The sequence below is a fragment of the Nocardia barduliensis genome (assembly GCF_013315795.1).
Lineage (GTDB): Bacteria > Actinomycetota > Actinomycetes > Mycobacteriales > Mycobacteriaceae > Nocardia > Nocardia barduliensis.
In genome coordinates this window covers 25,876-34,342 of record NZ_JABLTE010000083.1, presented here as the reverse complement: position 1 = coordinate 34,342, position 8,467 = coordinate 25,876, and the positions used below count along the sequence as shown (strand labels likewise).

Annotated in this window: 12 protein-coding genes; 4 read left to right on the top strand and 8 right to left on the bottom strand. The window is 66.1% G+C overall.

From position 1 onward, the window contains the following. Positions 1–547 (bottom strand): hypothetical protein (locus tag HOV91_RS28480; protein WP_174188449.1); only part of this gene is annotated, 547 nt, incomplete at its 3' end. Between the two features lie 74 nt (positions 548–621). On the opposite strand from HOV91_RS28480, the gene HOV91_RS28475 reads away from it, so the two are divergent. The 3 genes from HOV91_RS28475 (at position 622) to HOV91_RS28465 (ending at position 2,123) form a co-directional block, all read left to right on the top strand. Next, positions 622–1,188: a TetR/AcrR family transcriptional regulator gene (locus tag HOV91_RS28475; protein WP_174188448.1), complete on the top strand. Its 567-nt coding sequence runs from the start codon at positions 622–624 to the stop codon at positions 1,186–1,188. A 39-nt stretch (positions 1,189–1,227) separates the two neighbouring features. After that, positions 1,228–1,488: a hypothetical protein gene (locus HOV91_RS28470; RefSeq protein WP_174188447.1), complete on the top strand. Its 261-nt coding sequence runs from the start codon at positions 1,228–1,230 to the stop codon at positions 1,486–1,488. Between the two features lie 437 nt (positions 1,489–1,925). Then, a complete protein-coding gene (locus tag HOV91_RS28465; protein ID WP_174188446.1) occupies positions 1,926–2,123 on the top strand; it encodes a hypothetical protein in 198 nt (65 codons plus the stop codon). Positions 2,124–2,670: 547 nt separating this feature from the next. Here the strand turns inward: HOV91_RS28465 and HOV91_RS28460 are convergent. Further along, complete coding sequence (locus tag HOV91_RS28460; RefSeq protein ID WP_174188445.1) at positions 2,671–2,877, bottom strand: hypothetical protein; 207 nt, start codon at positions 2,875–2,877, stop codon at positions 2,671–2,673. Between the two features lie 355 nt (positions 2,878–3,232). Beyond that, a complete protein-coding gene (locus tag HOV91_RS28455) occupies positions 3,233–3,541 on the bottom strand; it encodes a DUF7677 family protein (RefSeq protein WP_217441258.1) in 309 nt (102 codons plus the stop codon). A 256-nt stretch (positions 3,542–3,797) separates the two neighbouring features. On the opposite strand from HOV91_RS28455, the gene HOV91_RS28450 reads away from it, so the two are divergent. Next, entirely contained in the window at positions 3,798–4,754 is a 957-nt protein-coding gene (locus HOV91_RS28450; RefSeq protein ID WP_174188443.1) for a hypothetical protein, read from the top strand. 28 nt (positions 4,755–4,782) lie between these two features. On the opposite strand, the gene HOV91_RS28445 is transcribed toward HOV91_RS28450, so the two are convergent. The 5 genes from HOV91_RS28445 to HOV91_RS28425 form a co-directional block, all read right to left on the bottom strand. Further along, a complete protein-coding gene (locus tag HOV91_RS28445; RefSeq protein ID WP_174188442.1) occupies positions 4,783–5,022 on the bottom strand; it encodes a hypothetical protein in 240 nt (79 codons plus the stop codon). Then, positions 5,015–5,266, bottom strand: coding sequence for a hypothetical protein (locus HOV91_RS28440; RefSeq protein WP_174188441.1), 252 nt, complete (start codon positions 5,264–5,266; stop codon positions 5,015–5,017). The genes HOV91_RS28445 and HOV91_RS28440 overlap by 8 nt, the downstream gene beginning before the upstream one ends. 59 nt (positions 5,267–5,325) lie before the next feature. Further along, on the bottom strand, positions 5,326–6,750 hold the full coding sequence (locus tag HOV91_RS28435; protein WP_174188440.1) for an FAD-dependent monooxygenase: 1,425 nt from the start codon (positions 6,748–6,750) through the stop codon (positions 5,326–5,328). A gap of 38 nt (positions 6,751–6,788) precedes the next feature. Next, positions 6,789–7,589: an SDR family NAD(P)-dependent oxidoreductase gene (locus HOV91_RS28430; protein ID WP_174188439.1), complete on the bottom strand. Its 801-nt coding sequence runs from the start codon at positions 7,587–7,589 to the stop codon at positions 6,789–6,791. 107 nt (positions 7,590–7,696) lie between these two features. After that, entirely contained in the window at positions 7,697–8,344 is a 648-nt protein-coding gene (locus HOV91_RS28425) for a TetR/AcrR family transcriptional regulator (protein ID WP_217441257.1), read from the bottom strand. Positions 8,345–8,467: the final 123 nt, after the last annotated feature.

The window sequence follows — 8,467 nt, the reverse complement described above, 5'->3', positions numbered from 1 at the left end:
CGCGGGGCCCGGGTGTGAAGGCGGGCCGTTGCTTGCCGATGTCGCCGCGGTAGGGGCCGACCTGGCCGGTCAGCAGGAAGGGGCGGGGGACGCGGCGCTGTGCGTTGGTGAATCCCCAAGTGCCCATACCCAGATAGACGCCGGGCGCGGCACGCCGCACCTCGTCCACCATGTGGATCGCCGCGCACATCGAGGCGTAGGCGCGGTACACGAGCGTGTAGGCCGGAGCCCCGTCGTAGCGGGACGGAGCGATGAGCGTGCGCATCGGGTAGCGCTGCCGGACCCGGCCGAACTCCTGGAAGGTGTTGTAGCCGCGCCCACTGCCCTCATCGACGGGCCGGAAGCCCTTGCACAACCACGGCCCGAGCGGGTTCGCCACGGCCGCCTTCCCGGTCACCACGGCGAACAGGTTGGGCTGGGCCAGCAGAGCGGCGGTGTACTCGCCGTCCATCTCCGAGATCGCGGGGGCCTCCAGGGTGGTGAACAGGGCAAGCAGGCCGCTGGTATCCAGACGGCGGAGTTCGGCAGCAACAGCGTCGGTCTCCAATGAGCCCACCTTTCTTGAATGGCACTCAAGAAACCTAGCTCCTTCTTGAGTGACATTCAAGATAGGGTGCTGGGATGCCCCGGAATCGACGCCCGCAGGACCGCGAGGAGAAGCGCGAGGAGATCGTCGCCGCCGCGCAGCGCCTGTTCATCGACGACAGCTACGACTCGGCGTCGATGGGTCAGATCGCCAAGGCCGCCGGCGTCACCGTCAACACGATCTACTGGTACTTCCGCGACAAGGACGAGCTGCTCATCGCCGTCCTGGACCGCCTCCTGGCCGAGGCGCTCGCCACCTACACAGAGATCGACGGCCTGCCATTGAACGAGCGACTGCTGTGGGTGGTCAACCAGTTGGAACGGCTGCACGGGCTCGTCAACACCGTGCACACCCGCGCCCTGGCCTCCCCTGCCGTCGACACCTGGCACACCGGGTTCCACCAGTTGGCCGATTCCCTGTTCACCGACGACCTCCGCGCCCTCGGCGCCGCCGAGACCGACCTCGCCCCCATGACCGCCATCGGCACCTTCGTCATCGAAGGCCTCCTCACCCACCAGCGCGACGACGAGGGCAAGCGAGCCGTGATCGACCTGCTCGTCCACAGCCTGACCGCCGCCTCCGGCAGAACCACGTCTAGATGATTGATTCGTGAGACGCAGGCGCATCGGAGGGTGTTGTTCGTGCAGGGCACGACGCGCAACCAGGTCCGTTTCTATCCCCGCTTCGACGATGTCGTCCTGCTCAGCGCCCCGGTCGAGGTTCTCGTCGAACGGCTGAGAACCCGAACCGGCAATCGATACGGAAAGGACCCGGCAGAACTCGCCGAGACACTCGAATTCGAGACGGTCCAACCCCTGCTGAGAGCGGCCGCGACCCTCGAAGTTGTCACCACTGTGCCGATCTCGCGGGTCGCCGACATCGTCCTCGAGCACGTGCTCTGACCACCCGAGCTCTCGGGACGCACTACCCATCTGATGAAGCAGAAGTTACTGATACACAACCGATTCACTGGCGCGTCGTTCGAACGAACGGAAGCGAGGATGTCGAAGATCGCAGTTGTGAGCAACGAAATCGACACCCTAGCAACGGCTTCAACGTCACGCGACGTGGATACTCGACCGAGGCGCCCATACTGAACTTCAGTTGCACTGTAGCTGGGCCCGTGGTCCAAGCCCGCACGAGTATGTCTCCCGGGCACGTCGCTGCGCCACAGATCGGAGGCTTGGCCTGGATTGCTCAGCAGGATTGGCCCTGCGAGCCGTTGGTCCGGTACGGCGGGATCGGGCGCGGAGGGAAGGGGTCACGTCACACCGCATGAGCCCTCAGGCAATACCCGACGTACGCGCCAAGCAACTCATGGAACCGGGATCATTCCTGGGTGCAGCACCTGGGCTGGGGTTTGCGTGAGATCGTCGTATCGACCGAATGTCGTGTCGAAGAAGGTACGCAGGTACCCGCGTTGCAGATCGAGCGAGTCCTGCGGGTCGATGGTGCCGACCGCCTCGGCGGCGAAATCGGCGGGCACGATGCCCGCGGCAGCCAGGGAGGGAACGATCAGTTGGTCGTCGCAGAATGAGAGTCGCCGCCGGTGTGCGCGGAGCTGACGTCGGCCAGTCGCCGACCTCGAACGCGACGACTGCCTGATCCGACTCCACGAACACGACGGCGCAGTCCGTGGCAGCACGTCCCCAACTCTGACGAACCGCCCGCTCGGCCACATCAGACACCGCGGCGCCCGCGAAGCCACCGACCGGATCCTGCCCACCACAACGGAACACCTGCCGGTCTCGCCCGCGACCAACACCTCATCCACCACTTCCGCCGTGAAGAGGTCTGGCCGACTACAAACGAACATGGACGACACCACACAAGCATTCATCGACAGGTGGTTCGGCCGCCGCATCGCGGACGTCTTTTGAACGCGGACTCGCATCGACAGCATCGACCACCGCAATCGGTACTGCCCTCGGCGCATAGTCCCCGGTTGCTGGCAAGCTGGTGGCACACACTGGGAGCATCACCCCCTCGCCCGCCCGTAGCTGCGACTGTCTGGCCTCTGACCAGTCTGTGGCACAAGCGAAGCCGACGTCGCTGCTCGACCGGTCGAGCCGGGGGCGGAGCGGTCAGCGGCGGACGCGCCGCCGCCAGTTCCAGGAGCGGCCCCCGTTACCTACGCGCGCGCCGGTACCGAATCCCGCTAGGTGCAAAGCGAGCAGCAATAGTCCAAGGGTGACCAGGGTGTGCTCGGTGATGGACGCACCGAGTGTGGTATCCCCCAGATCGAGAATGAGCGCGAGACCGAATGCAACGGCAGCGGCAATGGCGAGCATGAGAACCTCCTGATATTCCGCCGGAAACGATGACACCCGAACAAGTTCATCGAATTCCTCTGTTCGCAGATACCCCCAACGGACGCAAACACACAGTTGTGACCCGAATCGGCCGACGCAACCTGCCACCACCCGAGCTAGCCGTGCCAGAACCCACGGTGCCACGCGAAGTCCTGATGGCGGTCACATGGTAGTTCCCGCGCGGTAAGAGGGTCGTGCGGATCCAGTTGCGTCGTGGTTGCCCGCCTCTCTCCGTGATCGACTTGGCTCCAGGTAGCTAGGTCGTCTCGCGCCAGGCGCACATGGGCGACTAACCGGCTCGATATGCGGCATTACTGCGCATTTGGTCGTCTGGTTAGTAGAGTTCCACTTCCCACGCCTCGAGAGCTACTTCTCCCGGTGGGAGCTCCCCCGTGCAGTACTGGTAGAGCCACAATGCAGCGCGGCGTTCGGCGTACTTTTCGTTGACGGGCTCGCCTTGGTCGTCAAGCTCGAGAATGTTGGCGAAGATGGCGAAGCATATCTCCATCTGCGAGGGGGAGTCTTTGAGCTCGTCCCAATAGTTGATCCCGTCCAGCATCGGATATCCGACCGATCCGCGGGCCACCCATCCAGCGAACCGGCGAAGTGCTCCTGATGCGCCGTTACTGAGGTGACTCGGCATGCGCTGAGGGTACCAACGTCCTTGGTCTTGATCATCCGATATTCGGCATTCGTCGTGCGCGCCCCGGCTGTTCTGTTCCCGCATCTGGCCGACGTGGCCGCTGGCTCTGCTTCCGGCCCACTGGCGAGTTGGCTTATCCTCCATGGTCATGACCGGCCCACCGGATTCTGGAGCCGAGCTCTTCCGCAGGGATCCCCGCCCACCGGACCACAGAGAACACCGACGGTACGCCTCGCACCAGGCGTGGCGACAGCTCGTGATCGGTGGCCACGTCGCCCATGAACAGCTGGTTGCCGACCTGGTCGGCATCAGCCGCTATGTCCATTCGCCGCATGCCTACGCGTACAGATATGCGATTCCCGAAGCTCTGCCCGATGTTTCGCGGAACCGGCTCGCAGCTGCCCTGCGTGACGTGCTTGCCCGTCTCCCGATGGAGTCGGCAGGCCGAATCCCACTCGAAGAAGTCGCCATCCGGCTCGTAGCGTTCTTCGGCCCGGTGCCGATGGAGTGGCTGTCGGATTCCGTTATCCGGACCGTGTTCTCCGGCATTCGTCCCCGCGACGTCGAATTCGGCGAGGCCGCCTTCTCCCTCGCGGCACTGGGCCAAATCTCGGTTGCCGACACGCAGCGGCTGAGCCTTGTCCTGCGCGATGTCGCCGAAGCGCAACTGCTGTGCGTGGCCCGACTCGCGCGACCGGACCTTCGCACAGCGGTGCATGCGGTATTCGACTCCACAGACGACGCGTGGGCAGTCTTGTCCTACTTGGCCCGCGATTTTCCTCCGGCCGTCGATATCCCTCCCCCAGATGATCCACGGCTCCTCGCCGGTCTCATCGCACTCGCCGAAGGCATGCCGGGCGACATCGTCTCGCACGGCCTGTTCCCCAGTCCCATCACGAAACTCGCTCGCCTATGCCTGGCGTCGATAGGGCACTATCCTCCCACCGAGGTCCTCGACGCGGCCCGGAGTGCCTACGACGCAGGACGTCCCTACTGCGCACACGACGCCGTGGCATGCGCACTTGTGCACCCGGACGTCTCCGTCGCCGAGCGCGTGGACCTCATCCGTCACCTGTCGGCGCGGGACCCCTACGGGCGTGCGGCCCGCGGATGGCGGTCTCGCAAGAAGTTCTGGCGTATTGTCCGTTGGGCAGGCGTATCCGACTCCGATCGAGTTCACACGTACAACCAAACCGGGCACGCACCGCGTTGACCGTGAGCGTGTGGCGCCGGACTGCCGTTCAGCTCCGGTAGTAGGCGCCCGCGGATGCGATCGCGAGCGCTTCGTCGCGTGGCACCCCTATGGCGCCGAGGACCAGCTGCGCGGCGGTGGACACTGCCTCACGCCACGCCTGGTGACCTTCCAGCACCATCCAGATAGCGCCGATCGTCGTGCCGATGACCATCGAGGCAATACCTAACTCCATGCCCGATGCTACGGCGTAATGCTCCGCCCGAATGCCGGATTCGATGTCACGCATCGGCGGTCCTGGGAAGAACCTCGCGCAGCGATTCATTGCTCATGCCGAACCGAACCAGGAACCGACCCATCGCGGGATTCTCATGGGCACGGCGGACGATCAAGCGTATTCCTGTCGCCAAGCGAAGTAGCGGATCGAGCGCACCGTGGGCACCTAGAGCGCGGACGTTGGCGTCATGAATCTCGAACGCGAGCTGGGCGCAGACATGGTCGAACAGGTGCTCGACGGATGCTGTGACCGGCACTGATCTGTCAGCTCGCGCAGCCGAATCAACCTGTGGTGCAGCTGATTTATGGCGCTTGATCAGACCAGGCCCGCGGCGGCCGGTCCGGTGTCGTGGCTGCCGACCCAGGCCAGGTAGCCGTCGGGTCGCACCAGCGCCGCTGTCACCCCTGCCCACTCCGGCCGGTCGTGAATCGGAACCGCCCGCGCGAGCGGCAGGTCCCCGACCGGCCCCAGGCCGCCGGCGATATCGACCAGGACGTGGCGTGCGTCGGTGAGAGTCGCGAACAGCGACCGGCCGTCGGTGAGCGGCAGATCCGGGGCGCGGTGACCGGTGAGGGTGTGTGCGCCGGGGCCGGCGGGGTAGGCCACCGACAGTCCGGATAGCTGCTCGGCTAGCGTGCGAGCGAACTCGGGTCGGTCGCCGATCAGGTCGGACAAGAAGGCCCGCAACTGCCTGCCGTCCGGGGAGAAGGAAGTCATCAGTGCCGCCTGGGCCTGGGTGCTGCGCAGTGCGCGCGCGCCGACCGGGTGCCGCTCGGCGTGATAGGTGTCCAGCAAACCCTCGGGCGCTCGCCCCGATATGGTGGCGGCGAGTTTCCAGCCCAAATTCATCGCGTCCGCGAGGCCGAGATTCATTCCGACCCCGCCCGCGGGCATGTGCTGGTGTGCCGCGTCACCGGCGAGGAAGATCCGGTCGGCTCGGTAGCGCTCGGCTTGCCGTGCGGCGTTTCCGTAACGGGACAACCACTTCGGGGAGTGCATCGCCCAATCGGTGCCCGCGATCGCGCGGGTCTTCGCCCGCAGCTCGTCGAGGGTGAGCGCGCCGGGCCAATCGGTCCGCAGATCCTCGGGCGTGATACCGATCAGGCGATAACAGCCACCGGGCAGCCGCACGACCATGAGCAGCCCGGCCTCGGTCCACTCGCTGAAGACCGATTGCGGTGGCGGGTCGGCGAGTTCCACGTCGCCGAGCCAGCCCAGCATCGTCGATTCGGTGCCCGGATAGGCGATGCCCGCGGCCTGCCGCACCGTGCTGCGGACCCCATCGCATCCCACGATCCACTCCGCTTCGAAATCGGTTCCCTCGTCGAGGTGCACGATCACCGACTCCGCCCCAGCGGTCAATGCCGTCACGCGACGCCCGCGCCGGATATCGGCTCCGGTCTCGCGGGCGTGCGCTTCCAGGAGTTGTTCGGTTCGGACCTGTGGAAGTGACAGCGTGAATTGGTACGGAGTGTCGAGCAGCCGAAAGTCCAACCGCGTGCCGAGCACGGCGAAGTGTCCGCTCGGAATCCGGCTCCCTTCGGCGAGGAACCGATCGAGCAATCCTCGGGAGGCCAGCATTTCGACAGATCGAGGGTGGATCGCCAGCGCTTTCGAATGCGGGTCCGGCTCGGTACGCGCCTCCAGCACGACTACGTCGGCGCCGCCCAGGCGCAATTCCGCCGCCAGCCACAAGCCGACCGGACCCGCGCCGACCACGACGACCTGGTGATGACGCACACCGACCTCCTTCAGCAGTCACCACACGGTGGTGAGGATCAGCCTTCGTGGTGGAATCGGCTGCCGAGATCGGTGCCGAGACGTTCGGAGTCGAGGAAGCGGTGTACGGGAGCGACCAACCTCGGGGCAAGGGATCCGACCGTGGCGAGCAGCCGTGTTTCGATCGGGGCGACAACGATCTCATCGACGTCTTCCCGGATGGCGCGGACGACAGCGTGGGCGACCTGCTGCGGCGTCGCCGTGCGCATCCCGGGGGGAAGACGGCTGCCACTGTCGGCGAACATCCCCGCCTCACGGACGAAGCCGGGTTCGACGATGGACACGCCGATTCCAGCGTCGTGCAGATCGTGCCGCAGGCCAAGAGCGAAGCCCCGCAGGCCGAATTTGGTGGCGTTGTAGAGGCTCACCCGCGGTGCGGGCAGCAGGCCCGCTACCGAGCCCATGAAGACGATGTGCCCACTTCCACGGAGGGACGCCTGCTCGGCGAAGTCGCGGGCGAGCAGCATCGGCGCGCGCAAGTTGACCTCGAGGACCCGGTCGATGTCCGCCGCGGAGAATTCGAGAAGATGCCCGCCTGCCGGTAGACCGGCGTTGGCGATCAGCACGTCCACCGGCCCGGCCTGGTCGAGCAGGCGTGGCAGGTCCTGCGCCTGCGACAGATCGGCGGGAATCATCGCCGCGTCGAGTTCGGCGGCGAGCGCGCAGAGGGTGTCGGCGCGACGTCCGGTCAGCACCAGAGCGGCGCCCTGCGAGGCGAGTTCGCGCGCCACCGCGTGACCGAGACCGCCGGTGGCGCCGGTGAGCAGTACTTTGGCGGACGCCAGATCTACAGAGGACATGATCGGTTCCTTTCGGATCGTCGGCGATCGACTCGATCGAGGTGGCAAGGCTTTGTCGTGCCACTCAGGGAAGGCATCCGTCGTCTGGGTGGCGCCGCGCGACCGCTTCATGGCGTGGGCGCGGCTCGATAGGCGCGGAGAAAAGCACGAACACCTGAGATCACGGCGGCTTCGATCGCATCGGGCTCGGCGGCTACGGCGCCCCAGAAGGTTCGGTCGTTGGCCTCGCCTGCGGCGAGGAGGACGAAGTGGACTGCCGCCCGCTCGGGATCGTCGAGGACGAGCACCCCCCGCGCGGCGAGTTCGGCGAATTTCCGGGCCAGAGCGGCATGAACCGTGCGCGGGCCGGTGTCGAGCCACGCCTCGAGCACCGCGCCGGGGATGTGATCGGCCTCGGCGCGGATCTGGCGGACGAGGGCGAAGTGGTGCTCGTCGCCGCCGACGACCAAAACCCGGCCGAGGGCGGTCAGATCAGCCTCGAGGTCCACGACCTCGCCGAGGTGGTGTTTGATCGCAGCGCATCGACTGGCGCGCGCCTGCGCCGCGCTGTCGACTATCACGGCGGTGAACAGCTGTTTCTTATCGGCGAAGTGCTTGTAGATCGTTCGCGTCGATACCGCGGATTCGCGTGCGATGGCATCGATGGAGGCGCGGGCATAGCCGTCGCGACAGAACACCGCGCGGGCTCCGCGCAAGATGGCAGCGCGTTTGTCCGATCGCAACCGGCGGCGCACCGCCACGTTCTGAGTCGTCACAATCGGCCGTCCGAATGGCCCGGATCCGATGCCGGATCGTCCGGTTCGCTTCCTTGAGTCGCTGCTTCGGCGAGGACCATCCGGCATTCCTCCTGCTTGTGCGCGGCGCCGCAACGGGGCGAT

What these genes read in the sequence shown, in the direction of transcription:
- HOV91_RS28455 (WP_217441258.1), bottom strand. Translation starts at nt 3,541, where the DNA reads ATGCCGAGTCACCTCAGTAACGGCGCATCAGGAGCACTTCGCCGGTTC.
- HOV91_RS28430 (WP_174188439.1), bottom strand. Translation starts at nt 7,589, where the DNA reads ATGTCCTCTGTAGATCTGGCGTCCGCCAAAGTACTGCTCACCGGCGCC.
- HOV91_RS28445 (WP_174188442.1), bottom strand. Translation starts at nt 5,022, where the DNA reads ATGCGTGACATCGAATCCGGCATTCGGGCGGAGCATTACGCCGTAGCA.
- HOV91_RS28460 (WP_174188445.1), bottom strand. Translation starts at nt 2,877, where the DNA reads ATGCTCGCCATTGCCGCTGCCGTTGCATTCGGTCTCGCGCTCATTCTC.
- HOV91_RS28475 (WP_174188448.1), top strand. Translation starts at nt 622, where the DNA reads ATGCCCCGGAATCGACGCCCGCAGGACCGCGAGGAGAAGCGCGAGGAG.